This window comes from Mycobacterium sp. NGS59 (genome assembly GCF_059812345.1).
The window spans coordinates 86,375-105,762 of record NZ_JCALCN010000016.1 but is presented as its reverse complement, the minus strand read 5'-3'; the positions used below and the strand labels follow the sequence as shown (position 1 = coordinate 105,762).

At 67.8% G+C, this 19,388-nt stretch carries 21 protein-coding genes and 1 riboswitch; of the genes, 11 read left to right on the top strand and 10 right to left on the bottom strand.

The genetic code is table 11. The features are described from left to right. Nucleotides 1-62: 62 nt before the first annotated feature. Genes AC5Y46_RS17890 through glnX form a run of 3 tightly spaced genes read right to left on the bottom strand, consistent with a single transcriptional unit; the run spans nt 63 to nt 4,653 of the window. On the bottom strand, nt 63-2,375 hold the full coding sequence (locus tag AC5Y46_RS17890) for a serine/threonine-protein kinase PknG (RefSeq protein WP_499944657.1): 2,313 nt from the start codon (nt 2,373-2,375) through the stop codon (nt 63-65). Then, nucleotides 2,375-3,334 carry a glutamate ABC transporter substrate-binding protein gene (locus AC5Y46_RS17885; RefSeq protein WP_499944658.1) on the bottom strand — a complete coding sequence of 320 codons (960 nt, stop codon included), beginning with the start codon at nt 3,332-3,334 and terminating at the stop codon, nt 2,375-2,377. The genes AC5Y46_RS17890 and AC5Y46_RS17885 overlap by 1 nt, the downstream gene beginning before the upstream one ends. Next, entirely contained in the window at nt 3,334-4,653 is a 1,320-nt protein-coding gene (gene glnX, locus AC5Y46_RS17880) for a protein kinase G-activating protein GlnX (RefSeq protein WP_499944659.1), read from the bottom strand. Before glnX ends, AC5Y46_RS17885 begins: the two co-directional genes overlap by 1 nt. 117 nt (nt 4,654-4,770) lie before the next feature. Here glnX and AC5Y46_RS17875 point away from each other — a divergent pair, with 117 nt between their 5' ends. Further along, complete coding sequence (locus tag AC5Y46_RS17875; RefSeq protein WP_499944660.1) at nt 4,771-5,265, top strand: NUDIX hydrolase; 495 nt, start codon at nt 4,771-4,773, stop codon at nt 5,263-5,265. 38 nt (nt 5,266-5,303) lie between these two features. On the opposite strand, the gene thiE is transcribed toward AC5Y46_RS17875, so the two are convergent. Further along, a complete protein-coding gene (gene thiE / locus AC5Y46_RS17870; protein WP_499944661.1) occupies nt 5,304-5,978 on the bottom strand; it encodes a thiamine phosphate synthase in 675 nt (224 codons plus the stop codon). Nucleotides 5,979-6,134: 156 nt separating this feature from the next. Between thiE and thiO the strand changes: the two genes are divergently transcribed. The 4 genes from thiO to AC5Y46_RS17850 are packed head-to-tail and all read left to right on the top strand — an operon-like array spanning nt 6,135 to nt 8,836. After that, nucleotides 6,135-7,136 (top strand): glycine oxidase ThiO, encoded by a 1,002-nt coding sequence (gene thiO / locus AC5Y46_RS17865; RefSeq protein WP_499944662.1) that lies wholly within the window; start codon nt 6,135-6,137, stop codon nt 7,134-7,136. Then, on the top strand, nt 7,136-7,333 hold the full coding sequence (gene thiS / locus AC5Y46_RS17860) for a sulfur carrier protein ThiS (RefSeq protein WP_499944663.1): 198 nt from the start codon (nt 7,136-7,138) through the stop codon (nt 7,331-7,333). The genes thiO and thiS overlap by 1 nt, the downstream gene beginning before the upstream one ends. 43 nt (nt 7,334-7,376) lie before the next feature. Further along, complete coding sequence (locus AC5Y46_RS17855; protein WP_499944774.1) at nt 7,377-8,081, top strand: thiazole synthase; 705 nt, start codon at nt 7,377-7,379, stop codon at nt 8,079-8,081. Beyond that, on the top strand, nt 8,078-8,836 hold the full coding sequence (locus AC5Y46_RS17850) for an SGNH/GDSL hydrolase family protein (protein ID WP_499944664.1): 759 nt from the start codon (nt 8,078-8,080) through the stop codon (nt 8,834-8,836). Before AC5Y46_RS17855 ends, AC5Y46_RS17850 begins: the two co-directional genes overlap by 4 nt. Nucleotides 8,837-8,845: 9 nt before the next feature. On the opposite strand, the gene AC5Y46_RS17845 is transcribed toward AC5Y46_RS17850, so the two are convergent. After that, nucleotides 8,846-9,346: a serine/threonine protein kinase gene (locus AC5Y46_RS17845; RefSeq protein WP_499944665.1), complete on the bottom strand. Its 501-nt coding sequence runs from the start codon at nt 9,344-9,346 to the stop codon at nt 8,846-8,848. Between the two features lie 354 nt (nt 9,347-9,700). On the opposite strand from AC5Y46_RS17845, the gene AC5Y46_RS17840 reads away from it, so the two are divergent. From AC5Y46_RS17840 to AC5Y46_RS17820, 5 genes are all read left to right on the top strand, one after another. Next, a complete protein-coding gene (locus AC5Y46_RS17840) occupies nt 9,701-10,024 on the top strand; it encodes a CD225/dispanin family protein (protein ID WP_499944666.1) in 324 nt (107 codons plus the stop codon). Nucleotides 10,025-10,039: 15 nt separating this feature from the next. Further along, a complete protein-coding gene (locus tag AC5Y46_RS17835; RefSeq protein WP_499944667.1) occupies nt 10,040-10,465 on the top strand; it encodes a DUF2752 domain-containing protein in 426 nt (141 codons plus the stop codon). 31 nt (nt 10,466-10,496) lie between these two features. Further along, nucleotides 10,497-11,999, top strand: coding sequence for a M28 family metallopeptidase (locus AC5Y46_RS17830; RefSeq protein ID WP_499992424.1), 1,503 nt, complete (start codon nt 10,497-10,499; stop codon nt 11,997-11,999). 228 nt (nt 12,000-12,227) lie between these two features. Further along, a complete protein-coding gene (locus AC5Y46_RS17825) occupies nt 12,228-12,623 on the top strand; it encodes a DUF4190 domain-containing protein (RefSeq protein WP_499944669.1) in 396 nt (131 codons plus the stop codon). A gap of 100 nt (nt 12,624-12,723) precedes the next feature. After that, entirely contained in the window at nt 12,724-14,187 is a 1,464-nt protein-coding gene (locus AC5Y46_RS17820; RefSeq protein WP_499944670.1) for a neutral zinc metallopeptidase, read from the top strand. An 8-nt stretch (nt 14,188-14,195) separates the two neighbouring features. On the opposite strand, the gene AC5Y46_RS17815 is transcribed toward AC5Y46_RS17820, so the two are convergent. Both AC5Y46_RS17815 and AC5Y46_RS17810 read right to left on the bottom strand, forming a co-directional pair. Continuing rightward, complete coding sequence (locus tag AC5Y46_RS17815; protein ID WP_499944671.1) at nt 14,196-14,543, bottom strand: hypothetical protein; 348 nt, start codon at nt 14,541-14,543, stop codon at nt 14,196-14,198. Between the two features lie 44 nt (nt 14,544-14,587). Further along, nucleotides 14,588-14,812 carry a hypothetical protein gene (locus tag AC5Y46_RS17810; protein WP_499944672.1) on the bottom strand — a complete coding sequence of 75 codons (225 nt, stop codon included), beginning with the start codon at nt 14,810-14,812 and terminating at the stop codon, nt 14,588-14,590. A 155-nt stretch (nt 14,813-14,967) separates the two neighbouring features. On the opposite strand from AC5Y46_RS17810, the gene AC5Y46_RS17805 reads away from it, so the two are divergent. Then, nucleotides 14,968-16,140 (top strand): TetR/AcrR family transcriptional regulator, encoded by a 1,173-nt coding sequence (locus AC5Y46_RS17805; RefSeq protein WP_499944775.1) that lies wholly within the window; start codon nt 14,968-14,970, stop codon nt 16,138-16,140. On the opposite strand, the gene AC5Y46_RS17800 is transcribed toward AC5Y46_RS17805, so the two are convergent. From AC5Y46_RS17800 to thiC, 3 genes are all read right to left on the bottom strand, one after another. Next, entirely contained in the window at nt 16,118-16,765 is a 648-nt protein-coding gene (locus AC5Y46_RS17800; protein WP_499944673.1) for an alpha/beta hydrolase family protein, read from the bottom strand. The two genes, AC5Y46_RS17805 and AC5Y46_RS17800, sit on opposite strands and share 23 nt — an antisense overlap. Further along, a complete protein-coding gene (gene thiD, locus AC5Y46_RS17795) occupies nt 16,765-17,592 on the bottom strand; it encodes a bifunctional hydroxymethylpyrimidine kinase/phosphomethylpyrimidine kinase (protein WP_499944674.1) in 828 nt (275 codons plus the stop codon). Before thiD ends, AC5Y46_RS17800 begins: the two co-directional genes overlap by 1 nt. Beyond that, entirely contained in the window at nt 17,589-19,241 is a 1,653-nt protein-coding gene (gene thiC / locus AC5Y46_RS17790) for a phosphomethylpyrimidine synthase ThiC (RefSeq protein ID WP_499944675.1), read from the bottom strand. Before thiC ends, thiD begins: the two co-directional genes overlap by 4 nt. After that, nucleotides 19,232-19,342: riboswitch (TPP riboswitch) on the bottom strand. It overlaps the preceding gene by 10 nt. Between the last annotated feature and the right edge of the window lie 46 nt (nt 19,343-19,388).

The window sequence follows — 19,388 nt, the reverse complement described above, 5'->3', positions numbered from 1 at the left end:
GCGCAACGCCCAGGGTTCACGCGCAACGCCCAGCGGTCGAGGGTGAAGCGCCACGGTGGCGACTAGAAAGTGCTGATCGGCCGCACGTTATTGGCCATGTCCACAAGCGTGTACCGGTGCCGCTGGGTCGGCGCCACACGTGCCAGGTTGCGCAGTGACGCCTCCACACCCAACCGCAGACCGTGGTCGGTGAACGGGAAGCCCAGGATGTGATTGGTGCTGGCTTGATTATTGGCCCGGTTGTCCTGCAACCAGTCCATCGCGCCGCCCAGCACCAGCGCGCGGATCTGCAGGACGCGTGGCTCGGTGGCCGGCAGCGCTTCCACCCGGCGCGCGGCGTCGCGGATCTGTTCCTCGGTGATCTCGTTCTGCGACCGCCCGGACAGCAGCGTCACCGCGCTGGTCAGTCGGGCGGTGGTGAAATGCCTTGAGGTGGGCGGTACTTCGTCGAGCACCCGCACCGCACCGTTGCGATCACCGGCGGCCGAGAGGGATCTGGCCAATCCGAAAGCCGCCGAGATCACGCCGTCGTTGGTCCCCCACACCCGCCGGTAGAAGTTCTGCTCGTCGGGCTGCGAGGCCAACTCGGCGGTCGCGGCCAGCGCAAGCTTGGGCGCCAGCTCCCCCGGGAAGGTGTCCAGCACGTCGGCGAAATCCCGGATGGCCGAGTCGTAATCGCCGGTGAGCAACTCCGCCACCGCGCGGTACCACACCAGGCGCCACTGCCAGCCGACCCGCTCGGCCAGGTCGTTGAGCTTGCGCGTCGCCTTGCTGACGTCACCCAGGTCCAGCAGCGCGCGGACCTCCATCAGCGGCAGTTCCACCGACTCGGACACGTCGGCACCGTCGGCGTCCAGCGAGCCGTGCCGCGCGGCCCGCAACGAGTCCAACGTCTGCACCGGCTGCGACAGCACCGTGGCCTGCAGCACCGGCGCGGCGACGTCGGCCGGATCGACCAGCGGCACCGACAGCGCCGTCACGATCTCCTTGGCGGTCAGCTTCTCCGAATGCACCTGCCCGTCCAGGTACACGTCGGTGTGCGCCACCAGCAGGTCCACCCCGAACGTCGAGCGGCTGGGACTGAAGATCGTCGACAACCCGGGCCGGGGCACCCCGGTGTCCTGGGCCACCACCTCACGCAGCACACCCATCAGCTGCGCGGACATCTCGTCGGCGCTGGCGAACCGCCGCCGCGGGTCGGGGTCGATGGCCCGGCGCAGCAACCGGCCGAAGGAGTCGTACTCGGTCAGCACCGGGTCGTCGTCTGGCAGCCCGTCCACGTAACGCCCGTTGCGGGTGCGCAGATTCAGCGTCAACGCCGCCAGCGTGCGCCCCACGGTGTAGATGTCGGTGCAGATGGTCGGGCCGGTCCGCACGATCTCGGGCGCCTGGTAGCCAGGCGTGCCGTACAGGTAGCCGAACGAGTTGATCCGCGACACCGCGCCGAGGTCGATCAGCTTCAGCTGCTCCTCGGTGAGCATGATGTTCTCCGGCTTCAGGTCGTTGTAGACCAAGCCGATGGAATGCAGATAGCTCAGGGCGGGCAGGATCTCCAGGATGTAGGCGATCGCCTCGGAAACCGGCAGCTTCTCGGTCTTGCCGTTCTTGCGGCTGCGCTTGAGCGACTGCCCGCCGATGTACTCCATGACGATGTAGCCGACCGGGTCGCCGTGCTTGTCGTTGTGCTCGACGAAGTTGAAGATCTGCACGATCGAGGGGTGCACGACCTCGGCCAGGAACTGTCGCTCGGCCATCGCGATCGCCTGCGCCTCGGCGTCACCGGAATGCACCAGGCCTTTGAGCACCACCGGCCGGTCGTTGACGTTGTGGTCTACGGCGAGGTAGACCCAGCCCAGGCCGCCGTGCGCGATGCAACCCTTGACCTCGTACTGGCCGGCGATGATGTCGCCCGGATTCAACTGTGGCACAAAGGAATACGGGCTGCCGCAATACGGGCACCAACCCTCCGACGCGCCTTCGCCCTCCGAGCCCGACCGCCCGACCGGCCGCCCGCAGTTCCAGCAGAAGCGCTTGGACTCCGGGACGACCGGGTTTTCCATCAGCGCTTTGAGCGGGTCGATGTCCGGCACCCGCGGGATCTCCACCAGTCCGCCGCCGAGCTGTCGGACCGGCGGCAACGACCGCGTCGCCCCGGCCAGGCGGTCCTGCGGCTGGGTGTCTATGGAGCCCAGCGTCCAGGCGGAGTCGTCGTCATCGTCGTCGTCGAAATCGGGCCGGAACAACGCCTGCGTGGCCTGCGGCTGGCCCGTCGTGGCGGTCGCACCCGTCTGCACGTCCTCCGGCTGGTAAGCCGGTTCGGCGGCGGTGTCCTGGTCGAGTTCGTCCCGCTGGTCTTGCTGCGCCGGCTTGCCCATCAGTCCACGTACTTCGGTTGGGGCGGCAGTGGCGCGGGGCCCAGGTCCGTCAACCACTTGCGGTACAAGGTGTTCCAGGTGCCGTCGTTCCGGATGCGTTCCAGGGTGCCGTTGACGAACCGGACCAGTCCGGTGTTGTCCAGGTTGATCCCGATGCCATAGGGCTGGGTGGCCATGTTCGGCCCGACGATGCGCAGCGACGGGTCTTCGCCGACCAACCCGGCCAGGATCGTGTCGTCGGTGGACACCGCGTCGATCTGGCGTTGCTGCATCGCCACCAGACAGTCGGCCCAGTTCACCACCGACACGATGACCGGCGGCGGCGCGATCTCGCGGACCCGGCGCAGCGAGGTGGTGCCGCGGGCCACGCAGACCCGCTTCCCGGACAGGTCCGCCGCCTTGCTGATCGAGGAATCCCGCGGGGCCAGGATGCGCTGGCTGGCGTCGAGGTAGACGGTGGAGAAGTTGACCAGCTTGCGGCGCTCGCAGGTGATGGTCATGGTTTTGACGACGATGTCGACCTGCGAGCGCTGCAGCGCGGTGATGCGCTCGTCGGCCGACAGGATCCGGTATTCGACGTGGTTGGGCCCGCCGAAGATGTCGCGTGCCACCTCCCCGGCGATGTCGACGTCGAAGCCGGTGATGTCGCCGGTGATGGGGTCCCGGAAGCTGAACAGGTTGCTGCCGATGTCCAGCCCGACGATCAGCCGGCCGCGGGTGCGGATGTTGGCCACGGCGGCGTCAGCGTCGGCTTTGTTGGGGAACGGGCGCAGGCTGGCGGTGGGATTGCAGTCCTGGCTGGTGGTATCCGGCGGCAGCGGGGTCTCCATCGGCAATTCCTGCATGCCCACCGGTGTCGGCGGCGGCAGCGTGGGGATCGCCTCGACTTTCAACGGTTCGGAGTGACCGCAGCCGACCAGCAACACCGCCGCCGCGACCAAGACGAGCAGGCGCCTCATCACCGATACTCTTTCAGTCGCGGCCACAGCCCCAGCGCGACCGCGATCGCCGCGCCCAGGCTCAGCACCACCGCACCGATCTGCGCCCCGGCCAGGCCACGCTTCGCGTTGAGCACGTCGTTGCGCAGATGATTACGGCTTTGCTCGATGGCCTTGGTGAGCGCCTCGTCCAGCTTGTCGAAGGCCGGGGTGGAGTCGTCCTCGTTCTTGCCCAACGCCACCTGGGTGGCCGACCGGTAGTTGCCGACCGAGATGTAGGCGTTGATCCGGTCGTTGGCCTGCTGCCAGCGATCCAGCAGCTGCTCGGCGCCCTGCAGATCGACCTTGTCGACGGCGTCATTGCGGGCCATGTACGCGTCGAGCTGGCGGTGCATGGCGTCGATACGCTGGTAGAACGCCCGCTTGCGAACCTCTTCGTCGCCGCGGCGGATCAGCGACAACGTCTCGTCGGCGCGGGCCTGCTGGGCGGTGATGGCCAGGTTGGTGACGGTTTTCAACGACTCGGCGGCAGTGTCTTTCGCACTGCGGCTCGCAGTGGTGGAAATAGTCAACGCGGTCCCGACCCATACCACCATGACGAGGATACCGAGACCCCCGACGACCAGGCCGGGGTTGACGCGGCGCCGGGTGCGCCGGGCCAGCCACCGGTGCGCGAACGCGCCGAACACGACGGTGGTGGCGACCACCAGGATGACGGGAGCCGGGATTTCGGTGGACGCCGTGGTTTCGCTGTCCACCCGGGCCGACGTCGCCTGGTAGAGCCGCTGTGCGTCGGGCAGGATGCGCGACTGCATCAACCCCGACGCCTCCGACAGGTACGACGATCCGACGGGGTTGCCGGCCCGGTTGTTGGTGCGCGCGGTCTCGACCAGCCCGGTGTACACCGCGAGTTCGGCGTTGATCCGGCCCAGCAGCTGCACCAGCGACTCGTCGGTCAGGCCGCTGGACGCCCTGGTCACCGCCACCGCGGCGTCGGTGATGGCCTGCTCGTAACGCAGCCGGACCGCTCGCGGTTCGGACTGGGCGATGAACGCGGTGGCTGCCGCGGCATCGGCCACCGACAGCGTGGTGTAGAGCCGCCCAGCCGCGAACGACAGCGGCTCGGTGTGGTCGAGCACCGTGGTCAGCACCTGCTGGCGGTGGTTGATCGTGGTCGAGGTGGCGAAGGCACTGGAGACGCCGAGCGCGGCCAGCACGATGCCGATGGACAGGATGCGCCCGGGGGTGGTGGAGATGAACCACCAGCGTGGATGGGCGGGTTCGGCGGGCGAGCGCGATCCCAGCGGCTCGGTAGACGGATGCGCCAGCTCAACCGTCACTTCTGCTCAGCCCTCATCTTTCGGCCATCTCACGAACCCGTATAAGCGAAAGTTTATGAGCATCTCGCAGCGGATGTGGGGAGGCGAGGCGAATTACCGCATGCCTATCCTGATTCAGTGCGGGGCGACGGCGACGGATGGGTGATATCCGAGCACGGCCGGCACTACTGGGGCAGATTCGGTGCGGCCGGCCTGTTGTTGCGGGCGCCCCGGCACGACGGCAGTCCCGTGGTCCTGCTGCAGCATCGAGCGGCCTGGAGTCATCAGGGTGGCACCTGGGGTTTGCCCGGCGGTGCCCGCGACAGCCACGAGACCCCGGAAGAGACCGCGGTGCGGGAGGCGTACGAAGAGGCGGGCGTGGACGGCCGGCGGCTGACGGTGCGGGTTGCGATGGTCACGGCCGAGGTCGCCGGCCGCAAAGGCATCGACTGGCATTACACGACCGTGATCGCCGACGCCGAGGAGATGCTGGAGACCGTCCCCAACCACGAAAGCGCGGAGATGCGCTGGGTGAGTGAGGACGAGGTGGCCAGCCTGCCGCTACACCCGGGGTTTGCCGCCAGCTGGCAAGAGCTGCGCGCCGTTCTGGCAACGCTGCCGCTGCGAGCGTGAACTGCGCGACGCGACGCGCCGTGCGGGTGTCGTGGGATTCACGCTGGACGGGGCGGTGCGGCCAGCGCTGAGCTGAGCGCCTCAGCGGCCGCTTTCGGATCCTCGGCCGCGGTGATGGCGCGCACCACCACGACCCGGCGGGCGCCGGCGTCCAGTACCTCGGGCAGGCGCCGCTGATCGATGCCGCCGATGGCGAACCACGGCTTGTCGGTGGCCAATCCGGCGGCGTAACGGACCAGGTCCAGGCCCGGCGCGGCGCGGCCCGGTTTGGTGGGGGTGGGCCAGCACGGGCCGACGCAGAAGTAGTCGGCCATGGAACGCGCCGCCGCTGCGGTCTCGTCGGGTGCGTGGCTGGACAGCCCGATGACCGGCCCGGGTCCGACGATGTCGCGAGCGATCTGCAGGGGCAGGTCGCGTTGGCCCAGATGCAGCACGTCGGCTCCGGCCGCGCGGGCGATGTCGGCGCGGTCGTTGACGGCGAACAGGGCGCCGTGCCGGCGGGCGGCGTCGGCCAGGACCTCGCAGGCGGCCAGTTCGTCGAGCGCTTCCAGCGGGCCGAAGCGCTGCTCACCGGGCGAACCCTTGTCGCGCAGCTGGATGATGTCCACCCCGCCGGCCAGGGCCGCGTCGGCGAACTCGGCGAGGTCGCCGCGCTCGCGCCGGGCGTCGGTGCACAGGTACAACCGGGCGTTCTGCAGCAAGGGTTGGTGCACACCGCGACGTTAGCGCGCTAGCGTGGAACGTTGGAAACACACGACAACGCACGGGAGTCCCGGGTAGTGAGCGGGGCTGAGAGTGGACACTGCCGCCAACGGACCTGTCCTTACCGTCACACCTGATCCGGGTCATGCCGGCGAAGGGAGCACAGGATGCAGTCTCTGGCCGTGATCGGCGGCGGTGTCATCGGCCTGTCGGTGGCACGCCGGGCCGCGCAGGCCGGGTTGTCGGTGACGCTGCACGCCAACGGCGAGCGCGGCGCCTCGTGGGTCGCCGGCGGCATGCTGGCCCCGCACAGCGAAGGCTGGCCCGGCGAGGAACGGTTGTTGCGGCTGGGGCTGGAGTCGCTGCGGTTGTGGCGCGACGGCGGATTCCTGGACGGACTGGACCCGCAGGTGGTGACCGCGCGCGAATCGCTGGTGGTGGCGGTCGACCGGGCCGACGTCGCCGACCTGCGGACCGTGGCGGACTGGCTGTCCCAGCAGGGGCACCCCGTGGTCTGGGAGTCCGCCGCCCGCGACGTCGAACCGCTGCTGGCCCAGGGCATCCGGCACGGGTTTCGGGCTCCGACCGAACTGGCGGTGGACAACCGCGCGGTTCTCGACGCGCTGGTCGCTGACTGCGCGCGACTCGAAGTCCGGTGGGCCGGACCGGTCACCGCGCTGGGCGCCGCCGAGGGTGACACGGTGGTGATCGCCAACGGCATCGACGCACCCGCGTTGTGGCCCGGCCTGCCGGTGCGGCCGGTGAAGGGCGAGGTGCTGCGGCTGCGCTGGCGAAAGGGTTGTATGCCGTTGCCGCAGCGGGTCATTCGAGCGCGGGTGCACGGCCGGCAGGTTTACCTGGTGCCGCGCGCCGACGGCGTGGTGGTGGGCGCCACCCAGTACGAGCACGGCCGCGACACGGCCCCGGTGGTGTCGGGGGTGCGCGACCTGCTCGACGACGCGTGCGCGGTGCTGCCGGCGCTGGGTGAGTACGAACTGGCCGAGTGCGCCGCGGGTCTGCGCCCGATGACGCCGGACAACCTGCCCATTGTGCAACGCCTGGACGACCGCACGCTGGTCGCCACCGGTCACGGCAGGTCCGGGTTCCTGCTGGCGCCGTGGACGGCCGAACAGATTGTGTCGCAACTCATTCCGGTGGGAGTCCGCTGATGATCGTGCTTGTCAACGAACGCCGGGTCGAGGTCGACCCGCAGACCACCGTGGCCAATCTGTTGGCCTCGATGGGCTTTCCGGACCGGGGTATCGCGGTGGCGCTGGATTCCTCGTTGTTGCCGCGGTCCAACTGGGCGACAACGCTGTTCGACGGTGCCCGAATCGACGTAGTGACGGCGGTGCAGGGTGGTTGACAAACTGACGATCGCGGATCGTAGTTTCGCCTCACGACTCATCATGGGTACCGGGGGCGCAGGCAACCTGGCGGTGCTCGAGGAGGCGCTGACGGCGTCGGGCACCGAATTGACCACCGTCGCGATCCGGCGGGTGGACGCCGAAGGTGGCACCGGACTGCTGGACCTGCTCAACCGGCTCGGCATCACGCCGTTGCCCAACACCGCCGGGTGCCGCGGCGCGGCCGAAGCGGTGCTGACCGCACAACTGGCCCGCGAAGCGCTCGACACCAACTGGGTGAAGCTCGAGGTGATCGCCGACGAGCGCACCCTGTTACCGGATGCGGTCGAATTGGTAAAGGCGGCAGAACAATTGGTGGACGACGGGTTCGTGGTGCTGCCCTACACCAACGACGACCCGGCGTTGGCCCGGCGCCTGGAGGACACCGGATGTGCGGCGGTGATGCCGCTGGGTTCACCGATCGGGACCGGTCTGGGTATCACCAACCCGCACAACATCGAGATGATCGTGTCCCGCGCCGGCGTCCCGGTGGTGCTGGACGCGGGCATCGGCACCGCCAGCGACGCCGCGCTGGCCATGGAGTTGGGTTGCGACGCTGTGCTGTTGGCCACCGCGGTCACCCGGGCGGCCGATCCGCCGGCGATGGCCGCGGCCATGGCGGCGGCGGTCACCGCCGGCCATTTGGCGCGGGGAGCCGGTCGGATCCCGAAGCGATTCTGGGCACAGGCGTCCAGCCCCGACCGATGAAACGCTATGTGGCGCTAGGCAGTTCGATGGCGGCCGGTCCCGGGATCCGGCCGCGCGCGGCGGGCGCACCGCGGCGGGCGGGACGTTCGGCCCGCAACTACGCGCATCTGGTCGCCGAACAGGCCGGCCTGGAACTGACCGACGTCACCTATTCCGGTGCCACCACCGCGCATGTGCTGACCGACCGCCAACACGGCGCACCGCCGCAGATCGCCGCGCTGGACGGTTCGGAGGCACTGGTGACCGTCACCATCGGGGGCAACGACATCGGCTACATCCCGTCGCTGATGGCGGCGTCGCTGCCGTCGCTGCTGCGGCACCTGCCGCTGCTGGGTGGCTGGATCACCGAACTACTGGATCGGGACGCCCGCGACCGGGCGCTGTCCGAGGTGGCGGATTCGCTGTACGAGGTGGGTCGTTCGCTGCGCGAGCGGGCTCCGCGGGCGCGGATCTTCTTTGTCGACTACCTGACCGTGCTACCACCCGCGGGTGTGCCGGCGTCGCCGCTGTCCGACGAAAATGCCGCACTGGGGCGGCATCTGGCCACCGCCCTGGAACAACTGACCGCCCAAGCCGCCGCGGCGACAGATTGCGCTTTGGTTAAAGCCGCGGCGGCCAGCCGCGAGCATCACGCGTGGTCGGCGCAGCCCTGGGTGACGAAACCCGGTGTGCCGCTACCGGGTCGGCCCGCACCGCTGCACCCTAACGGTGCCGGGATGCGGGCCGTCGCCGATCTGATCTTGAAAGCGTTGTAGCTCAACGGGTTAGCCGTTGGTGCGCCACCACTGGTAGAGCGGAGCGGTGTCGGTGTTGGACGCCCGGACAAAGCTCAGCACGTTCTTGGCGTCGGTGGTCCAGATGACTTCGGCCTGACCCTGGTAGGTCCCACAGGCGACCTGTCCGGACGGGGAGGTGGCATTGCCCTGAGTCCACGTGGTGGGCGATTGGGCGTCGCCACACTTGGTCAGGGTGTCGTCCTTGATGCTGGCGGTGAATGCGCTGGCCAGGTCGGTCGCGTTGCTGAAAAGCATGTACTTGCCGACGACGGGTCCGCCCTCGGTGGAGTTCTGTCCGCATTCCAAGACCGCGACCATCCCACTGGCCGGCTCCTTGGCGCTGCAGTTGCTCGTTGAGTAGCCCTTGGACAAGACGCCGACAAGGGTTTCGTTGGGTTCGGCGTTCGCGGTCGCCATGCCCGCGTAGCCGACACCGGCCAGCAGCGCCGCAGCGGAAGCGGTCCGCAACAGATTCGTGAAGTGAGGCATTTGGTGCTCCTTTGTTTTGTGGGCCCGATGGTGCGGCTGTGCCGGTATCGGGAGTGTATTTGCGCGGCTCGCCAGAAAACAGGGTTTTTGCCAAAAGGCGTACGGTGTGCGGCGCTGCACCGATCCATTCCATGGGCCACTGTCTGACACAGCACTGATCCGTGCGCGACCCGGCGGCCGGACGATCCTCGAAAAGTCAATGACTGCAAGCGAATTCGCGACACCGCGGGATGGCCGTGGGCCGGCCTGAACGGGTATGGGCGCGATCGCAAATTCAGTGATGCCGTGCGGCCGGGTCTCCGGTATGGTAAGCCTCGCTTCACGCCAGCTAACTCCCCTCGACCTGGAGACGCCATGACACAACCCCCCGGTTACCCGCCGCAGCAGCCCGCCGGCGGACAAGCGCCGAACAACAACTTGGTGTTGGCGATCCTGGCAACGATCTTCTGCTTCCCGCCGACCGGAATCGTCGCGATCGTGAAGGCCAGTCAGGTTTCTGGGCTGTGGGCACAGGGGCTGCATGCCGAAGCGCAGGCTTCCGCCGATGCGGCCAAGAAGTGGGTGAAGTGGTCGGTCATCGCCTGGGTCATCTTGTTCGTCCTCTACCTGGTCTTCGCGGTCCTGCTCGCGTCCAACGCGCCGGACACCAGTGGCGCTTTGGCGGCAATGCTGTTCTGAGCACGGGTTGAGTTCATGGAGGTCCGCCAAGCCGCGGAGCCGCTGAGGCTGGGCGCGCCACTGCTGGTCGGTGGCGCGTCGGTCTTGGTCTGTGCTGCGATCTGGCTCGGCGACCCGACCACACCGGGCGGCCCGCTGCCGACCTGCCCGACCAAAGCGCTGCTGGGAATCGACTGCCCGGGCTGTGGCAGCTTGCGGATGATCTACAGCTTGCTGCACGCAGATGTGTTGGCGGCCATCAGGTTCAACGCGCTGGGCTTGGTCGCGGTCGTACTGCTGGTGTGGGCCTACTTCGCCTGGACGTACGGCCGGCTGGTGGGCCGGCGAATCAAGAGTTGGCAACACACCCGCTGGGCGGCGATGGTGACGCTGGTGCTGTGGGTGGCCTGGTTCGTGGTGCGCAATATCCCGTTCGCACCGTTCACGGGACTGTCCGTCTGATAACGGCGCGAAGGCGTCTAGTCTGGGCGCGATGCTGAACAAATCGAAGACGCTTCCCGCCGCGCTCGCGGTGCTGACCCTGATCACGTTGCTTGCCACCGGTTGCGGACGTTGCACCCACGAGTCGCAACCAGCGGGCAACAGCCAAGCCGCGACCGAGTTCGCCACCACGATGCGCAACAAGGTCACCGCCGACGCGATGATGGCGCACCTGTCCAAGCTGCAGGAGATCGCCAATGCCCACAACGGCACTCGCGCCGTAGGCACCCCCGGCTACGAGGCGAGCGTGGACTACGTCGTCGAAACGTTGCGCAAGAGCGGTTTCGACGTGCAGACACCGGAGTTCACCGCGCGCGTGTTCCACGCCGAGAAGGGCTCGGTTGCCGTCGGCGACTTCAACTCCGAGTCCCGTGCGCTGGAGTACAGCCGCGGCACCGGACCGGAAGGCGTGACGGGACCGCTGCTGTTCGCACCCGAAGGCGAGAGCCCCGGATGCACGCCGAACGACTACGACCGGTTGCCGGTGCAGGGTGCGGTGGTGGTGGTCAACCGCGGTGCCTGCCAGTTCGCCCAGAAGGAGGACGCCGCGGCCCAGCGCGGCGCCGTCGCGCTGATCGTCATCGACAACGTCGACGAGCAGGCGATGGGCGGCACGCTCGGCGCGGACACCGACGTGAAGATCCCGGTGGTCAGCGTCACCAAGTCCGTCGGTTACCAGCTGCGCACCAAGGCTGGCCTGGCGACCGTCAAGCTCGCCGCCAACACCCAGGATGTCAAGGCGCGCAACGTCATCGCGCAAACCAAGACCGGCTCACCGACCGACGTGGTGATGGCCGGCGCGCATCTGGACAGCGTGCCGGAAGGGCCGGGCATCAACGACAACGGTTCGGGAGTGGCCGCGATCCTGGAAACCGCGGTGCAGCTTGGCAATTCACCGCAGGTGCACAACGCGGTGCGGTTCGGTTTCTGGGGTGCCGAGGAACTCGGTTTGATCGGTTCACGCAAGTACGTCGAGTCCCTGGACATCGAAGCGCTCAAGAACATCGCGCTGTACCTGAACTTCGACATGCTGGCCTCGCCCAACCCGGGCTACTTCACCTATGACGGTGACCAGTCGCTGCCGCTGGACACCCGCGGCCAGCCGGTGGTGCCGGAAGGTTCGGCCGGCATCGAGCGCACGCTGGTCAACTACCTGAAGCTGTCCGGCAAGACCGCGCGCGACACCTCGTTCGACGGCCGCTCCGACTACGACGGGTTCACCCTGTCCGGCATCCCGTCGGGTGGGTTGTTCGCCGGTGCGGAGGCCAAGAAGTCCGACGAGGAGGCCAAGTTGTGGGGCGGGACGGCCAACGAGCCGTTCGACCCCAATTACCACCAGAAGGGCGACAACCTCGAACACATCGACCGCACCTCGCTGGGCATCCAGGGCGGCGGCGTCGCCTATGCCGTCGGCTTGTATGCGCAGGATCTCGGCGGTCGCAACGGGGTTCCGAGTATGGGGGACCGGATTCGCCACGTGCTCGCCAAGCCATGACCGGGTAGCGCGCGTGCCGGCGGGCGGCATGAACACCGGTGCCGCTCAGGTGAAAACCGTTGTGCGGTCCCGGCTTTGGGGTGGACAGGCGTCAACCCCCGGGCCAAGCGGAATCGTACGCGGGTGTCGTAGTGCAGCCCTAGTCACGGCGCGCGCCATGGAAGTAGAGTGTGGCCTGATGCTGGCAAACTCTCAGCCACGGCATCGTGATTGGTGTAGGAGGGTCCGTTGACGGAACAACCGCCCCAGTATCCGCCGCCGCCACCCGGGGGTTACGGCTACGAACCGCCCGCCGCTCCCGACGGTTACGGCTATCCGCCGCCGGCGCCGAGTCCCTACGGCGGCTACCCGCAGAGTGCGGGTACCAACGGGTTGGCGATCGCCTCGTTGGTGTGCTCGCTATTCGGCTGGCTATGCGGCATCGGCACCATCCTGGGCCTGGTGTTCGGCCTCGTTGCGCTGGGCCAGATCAAGAAGACCGGTCAAGACGGACGCGGCATGGCGCTCGCCGGAGTCATCATCAGTGGGGCATTGCTCGCCCTCGGCGTGCTGTGGGTCATCTTCGCGATCATCGTCGGGGCCGCCAATAGTGCCGACACCGCGTCCGCGATGTTGATGGCCTGACCCGCAAGTCTTTTCGCGTGCCGCGCCGGTCCGACGCGTTCCCGTGCGGTGTCTAGAATAAGTTGCTGTGTGCAGGCCGGTCGGGGACGGGGTTGGTTGAATGAGGTTGCGCTCACGCCGGGTGAACGCGTCGGTGCGGGCCGTGACGGCGTTGCTGGGAGCGGTCGTCATGGTGGCGGGCTGTTCGACGGTGGTCAACGGTCGGGCGGTGTCGATCCTCAACGACCCGTTCCGAGTGGGCGGCCTGCCGGCGACCAACGGGCCGAGCGGACCGAAACCGAACGCCCCGGCCGCGACCGGCACCGTGGTCAACACCGACAACGGAGCGATCGACAAGTTGTCGTTGTTGTCGATCAACGACATCGAGGAGTACTGGAGAGCCAATTACAAGGCGCCGCTGAAAGGTTCGTACAAGCCCGTCGACAAGTTGGTGTCCTACAACTCCAAAGACCCGAGCAGTCCGTTGGTGTGTCGCAACGAGACCTACCAGAACGTCAACGCCTTCTTCACCTCTCGCTGCAACCTGATCGCCTGGGATCGCGGGGTGTTCATGCCGACCGCCAAGCAGTACTTCGGCGACATGTCGGTCAACGGCGTGCTGGCTCACGAATTCGGGCACGCACTGCAGGCGATGGCCAAACTGGTCACCCGCAAAGATCCGACCATCGTCTACGAACAGCAAGCGGACTGCTTTGCCGGTGTGTACCTCTACCACGTGGCCGAGGGCAAGTCGCCGCGCTTCACCCTCAGCACCGCCGACGGGCTCGATCACGTGCTGGCCGGCATCATCACCACCCGTGATCCGGTGATGGACGCCGAGGAGTCCAACGACGACGAGCACGGCTCGGCGCTGGACCGGGTGAGTGCCTTCCAGATGGGTTTCGTCACCGGAACCTCGGCGTGCGCCACGATCAACAAAGCCGAGATCGAGCAGCGCCGCGGTGACCTGCCGACAACGTTGCGGGTCGACACCAGCGGATCCTCGGAAACCGGTGAGGTCGAGATCACCGAAGACACGCTGAAGACATTGATGGAATTGATGGGCAAGATCTTCTCCCCGAAGAATCCGCCGACGTTGTCGTTCAAGACCGGGGGCTGCTCCAATGCGAAACCCAGCCCGCCCGCCTCGTACTGCCCGGCCACCAACACCATCGCGGTCGACCTGCCCGCGCTGGCGACGATGGGCAAAGTCGCGGGGGAGCGGGAATACAGCCTGCCCCAGGGTGACGACACCGCGCTGTCGATCGTGATGTCCAGGTACGCGCTGGCGGCCCAGCACGAGCGCAACCTGCCGATGCAGAGCCCGTGGACCGCGCTTCGCACCGCATGTCTCACCGGCGTCGCGCACCGCAAGATGGCCGACAACATCGAGCTGCCGTCGGGGAATTCGCTGATCCTGACGGCCGGAGACCTCGACGAGGCCGTCGCCGGGCTGCTCACCAACCATATGGTGGCCAGTGACGCCGACGGCGTCAGCGTGCCGGCCGGGTTCACCCGGATAGCGGCGTTCCGGGCCGGCGTGGGCGGCGAGATGGAGCGTTGCTACAGCCGCTACCCGGGGTAGCTCGCCGGCTAGGACCACCCGATCTCGGGATGCGGCAGCAGATGCTCGGGTTCGTCGCTCACCGTCGGATCACTGCGCATCCACAGCACCGCGACCCAGCCGATCAGGGACCACCCGATGACGAGGATCGGGATGGCCCATGCCCGCCGGATCAGCAGCGCGTTGCCACACCCGGCCGTCGAGGCGTTCGCGTCATGGGAGATCTGCGACTGCTCGACACCGATGCCGTTGCCGCAGCTGATCCTGATGCCGTACAGGTCGTATTGGTCCAGGTAGACCGGAAACCACAAGGCGGCGAATCCGGCGAGTACCAGCAGCAGGCCGGCGATTGCGAGGTAGCGCTGACGGTGGCTCACAATTTCTCCAGACGATGTTAATTAGGCGGTGCGGTCTTTCGCGGTCAGGTCATGCAGACGTTGGAGAACAACAGGACGGGCCACGACACGATCGACCCCAAGAACGAAACGGCCAGGTCCGCACCTTGCAGCTCACGCAGGTGGTCGGTGTGCGTCATCGACCAGACCGTGCCCACCAACAAATATGGCGTGCCGATCATGATCCCGAGGGCAAGCAGCTGGGCGACGGAGAGCTCAATGCTGAGCACCCGGCGAATTCTGTCCAACACTATGCCCCGCCACCCATCGGACCACCCCTCGAACTCACACTATGTTAATGGAGGTTCCGCGGGTGCGGTAGTAGCGACGGGGTTTCGGAGGTTACGACCGGGGCTACAGTAGGTCGGTGAGGGAGGTGGCGTCGGTTCCCAGTGCTGAGCCGACGATTCGCCGACGGCCCAAGGATCGCAAGGCCCAGATAGCCCGGGCGGCCGCCGAGGCGTTCAGCGCCCAGGGTTATCACGCGGTGAGCATGGAGACCATCGCGGGCAGAGTGGGAGTGTCCGCACCGGCACTGTATCGCCACTACTCGGGCAAGTACGACCTGTTCCGGGGTGCGGTGCTGGCCCTGAGTCAGGTACTCGTCGACTGCACCGAGTTCGACGACGAGCCCGACCTGGACCAGATCGTCGCTGCGCTCATCGACACCGCCCTGGACAACCGTGACTCCGGTGGGCTCTACCGGTGGCAGGCGCGGTATCTGAGGGCCGAAGATCAAACCGCGCTGGCCGAGCAACTCAAGATGGTGAATCGCCGAATTCAGCGGCCGCTCATGGCGGTTCGGCCTGGGCTGGCCGCCCGGCAGCGGTGGATGCTGTCGGCCGGCGCGCTCAGCGTGATCGGCAGCATCGTCGATCACCGCGCCCGGATGTCGCCCGCCGACATTCGCGAAGTGCTGGGCGCGGCGGCGGCGGCGGTGCTGGCCGCGGACCTCCCGCAGCCCGGCGATGTCTTTCCCCGCCCGGCGTCCTGGCGGATCTTCGCCGCGGACGCCGGTGTCTACGAGGCGTTGTTGCACGCGTCGATGGCGTTGTTCAAAGACCGGGGATACACCGACACCAGCATGGCGCAGATCGCCTCGGCCGCAGGGATTCCGGTGTCGGGGATCTACCGGTATTTCTCCGGCAAGTGCGAGATCCTGGCGACCGGCTTGCGTCGCGCGGCCGACCGGGTCTCGGCGCAGCTGGCACCGGTGCTGGGCGCTCTCACCGAGCCCAGCCAGGCTTTAACGTTGCTGATCGATGCCTACGTGGCGACGTCGTTCGCCAACCCGGAGCTGGCCGAGGTGTACTACACCGAGCGGGTCAACCTGACCCCGGCAGACCAACTGCTGCTGCACAACGTGCAACTCTCGACCATCGATTCGTGGGTACGGCTGCTCACCGCCGCCCGGCCGTCGCTTCCCGCGATACGGGCGCGGTTCCTGGTGCACGCCGCGATGGCGCTGACGGTCGACCTGGGCCGCATGGTGCCGGCCGGCATCCGTGCCGAAGAGTCCGCCTACCTGCAGGCCTGCGTGCGAAAGTTGATGGAAGTCACCCTTTTTGGGCCCCGCTGAGATCCAGAAGCCGAAGCGCCGCGGCAACCGCTAGAGCGGCGACGTCGAGAGTCTTCGACGCCAGGTCGTGGCGCGCGCCGGTGATCTCGACGATCTCGGTCGCGGCGGGGATCAGCGCTGCGGCATGCCGCAATTCGGCGATCGTGCCGAACGGATCCGAGGTGCCGTGGGTGAACACCGTCGGCACCGCGATGTCCGGCAGGTGCTCGGTGTGCATGCGTTCCGGTTTGCCCGGCGGATGCACCGGATAGGAGAACAGGGTCAGCACGTCTACCTTCGTGTCCGGCGCCGCCGGTCCGGCCACCACCATGGACGTCTGCCGGCCGCCGTACGAATGGCCGCCGGCGATCAGCGGCCCGTCGGCCAGGCCCCGGCACACCTCGATCGCCTCGGCGATCCCGGCCTGATCGGTGGCCGCGGAACCCGAAGGCGGGCCCTTGGGGCGACGCCGGCGATAGGGCAGGTTGTAGCGCACCGCCAGCCAGCCACGCTGCGCCCACTCGTCGCAGACCCGTTGCAGCAGTGGGGATTCCCGGCTTCCGCCGGCACCGTGGGTGAGCACGACGACGCCGCACGGGGTGCCGTCGGATTCGTGGGCGATACCGGCGATCCGGTCGAGGTTCATCAGCTCAGCCGGAACAGGGGCGAGACGGGCCCGTGCCCACCGCCCAGCGGATAGGCCGCGCGCAAACACTCTGTCACCCAGCTTTTTCCGAAAGCGACCGCATCGGGCACGGTGCGGCCGTGGGCCAGCGCGCACGCCACCGCCGAGGCCAGCGTGTCACCGCCGCCGTGGTCGTTGCCGGTCGGCAGTCGCGGGGCGTCGAATTCGTAGCAGTCCGCGCCGTCATAGAGCAGGTCGCAACTACGCTCCGAGGACCGCAAGTGCCCACCCTTGACCAGCACCCACTGCGGTCCCAATGCATGCAGAGCCTTGGCCGCCGCGTGTTGCGTCTGCTGGTCGACGACCTCGATGTCGACCAGCAGCTTCACCTCGTCGAGGTTGGGCGTCACCAGGGTGGCTAACGGAAACAGTTGGGTGCGAAGCGAATCCAGTGCTTCTCGGGCCAGCAGCGGGTCGCCGTGCATGGAGGCGCACACCGGGTCGACTACCAGCGGCACCGCCGGTTCGACCCGGCGCCAGGTGGTGGTCACCGCCTCGATGATCGACGACGACGCCAGCATTCCGGTCTTGGCGGCCTGGACACCGATGTCGTCGACCACCGCCTCGATCTGTCCCGCCACCACGTCCGGCGGAACTTCGTGAAAGCTCTTGACTCCCAAGGTGTTCTGCACGGTGACCGCGGTGACGGCCACGCAGGCATGCACGCCTAGTAGGGCCATGGTGCGCATGTCGGCCTGGATGCCCGCGCCGCCTCCGGAGTCGGACCCGGCGATGGTCAGTACCCGCAGCGGCGTCGTGCCCGGCGCCGGAACCGGCAGGAAGGTCACTGGGTGGGCGTCAGCGGGAGATAAACCCGGTTGCCGTGGTCGGCGAACTCGCGGGACTTCTCCTCCATCCCGGCGGCCAGCATGGCCTCGACGTCCTCCTCGGTCTCCAGACCGTGCTTGGCGGCGAAGTCGCGCACGTCCTGGGTGATCCGCATCGAGCAGAACTTCGGCCCGCACATGGAGCAGAAGTGCGCGGTCTTGGCGGGCTCGGCGGGCAGCGTCTCGTCGTGGTACTCCCGCGCGGTGTCGGGATCCAGCGACAGCGCGAACTGGTCGTTCCAGCGGAACTCGAAACGTGCTGTGCTCAAGGCGTTGTCGCGTTCCTGCGCGTGCGGGTGGCCCTTGGCCAGGTCGCCCGCGTGCGCGGCGATCTTGTAGGCGATCACCCCGTCCTTGACGTCCTTGCGGTCGGGCAGGCCGAGGTGCTCCTTGGGGGTGACGTAGCACAGCATCGCGGTGCCGGCCTGGGCGATGATGGCCGCGCCGATCGCCGAGGTGATGTGGTCGTAGGCGGGAGCGATGTCGGTGGCCAGCGGCCCCAGCGTGTAGAACGGCGCCTCCTCGCACCATTCCTCTTCCAGCCGGACGTTTTCCACGATCTTGTGCATCGGCACGTGCCCGGGCCCTTCGATCATCACCTGCACGCCATGGGATTTGGCGATCTTGGTCAACTCACCCAGGGTGCGCAACTCGGCGAACTGGGCGGCGTCGTTGGCGTCGGCGATGGAGCCGGGCCGCAGCCCGTCGCCGAGGGAGAAGGTGACGTCGTACTGCGCCAGGATGTCGCAGAGTTCCTCGAAGTTGGTGTACAGGAACGACTCCTGGTGGTGCGCCAGGCACCAGGCGGCCATGATCGACCCGCCGCGGGACACGATGCCGGTGACCCGCTTGGCGGTCAGCGGGACGTAGCGCAGCAGCACCCCGGCGTGCACGGTCATGTAGTCCACGCCCTGCTCGCACTGCTCGATCACGGTGTCGCGGTACAGCTCCCAGGTCAGTTCGGTCGGGTCGCCCTTGACCTTCTCCAGCGCCTGGTAGATGGGCACGGTGCCGACCGGGACCGGCGAGTTGCGCATGATCCACTCGCGGGTCTCGTGGATGTTCTTGCCGGTGGACAGGTCCATGATGGTGTCCGCGCCCCAGCGTGTGGCCCACACCATCTTGTCGACCTCCTCGGCGATCGAGGACGTCACCGCCGAGTTGCCGATGTTCGCGTTGACCTTCACCGCGAACGCCTTGCCGATGATCATCGGCTCGCTCTCGGGATGGTTGTGGTTGGCCGGGATGATCGCCCGGCCGCGGGCGACCTCGTCACGCACCAGTTCGGCGGGCATGCCTTCGCGGACCGCGATGAACGCCATCTCGGCGGTGATCTCGCCGGCCCGGGCACGCTGCAGCTGGGTGCCGCGGTCGCGGATCACCCCGGGCCGCGGCGGCAGGCCGGCGGTCAGGTCGATCACGGCGTTGGTGTCGGTGTACGGCCCGGAGGTGTCGTAGAGGTCGAAATGGTCTCCGGTGGACAGGTGCACGCGGCGGAACGGCACCCGGGCTCCAGGGACCCCGTCCACTTCGCGGTAGGTCTTGCTGCTGCCGGCGATGGGGCCGGTGGTCACAGACGGGTCGACGGTCTTGGAAAGAAGTTCGGTCATGGTGCATCTCCCTACGCCGGCATTACCCGGTCAGGTTCGTACGGTCGACGGCCCCAGCCGTCCTCTCAGCGCGTCGGGTTCGCGCTCCCGCGTGGATTTGATGGGCGTCTCCCACGCTAGCGCAGCGCGGGGCCGGCGTGCAGCGAT